Raw genomic sequence first — 510 nt, forward strand, 5'->3', positions numbered from 1 at the left:
GGCGCCGGAGCCTGGCCGGTGTCGAGGTGACGAAGCCGGACCGCGAGGCTCGTGGTTCGGCCGCAGCGGCACTCGAAGATCCGTGTCTCCCGTCCTTGTTCGGCCGGCATGATCAGCCTCAGCCGCATCGGCTGATCGCAGACGGGACAGCTCTGCGCCCAAGGCGCAGTCCGGACGAGCCGGATCGTTCGATGATGCTGGATCGACATGATTTCGACTTCCACAGGAGCATGACGGTGCCTGGGGAAGCTGAGTACGATCGGCGGCTGGTGTCTGTGCAATAAGGCTCACCAGCCGGCCGTTCGGCCGACGCCGACGCCGACGCCGACGTCGCAGGCGGTTGCGGGATCGGCGCGAAAAGACGATCGGACCGCTGACGGTACGCGGCTGCCGCCCCTACTTTCCTGCCGTCTCCGGCTCGTCGACGCGATCGCCGATCTGCGGATTGTCGTGCAGCACCACGTTCAACAGCGAGCTGTGGACCTCGATGTGGCCGTTGTAGTCGATGAA

The 510-nt window shown here is 65.7% G+C and carries 1 protein-coding gene; it reads right to left on the reverse strand.

Going from position 1 to position 510, the window contains the following annotated elements:
• A partial coding sequence (locus ABTU92_RS30645) for a hypothetical protein (RefSeq protein WP_408095291.1) occupies positions 1-209 on the reverse strand: 209 nt, incomplete at its 3' end.
• Positions 210-510: the final 301 nt, after the last annotated feature.

This window comes from Rhodoplanes sp. SY1, assembly GCF_046000175.1.
GTDB lineage: Bacteria > Pseudomonadota > Alphaproteobacteria > Rhizobiales > Xanthobacteraceae > Rhodoplanes.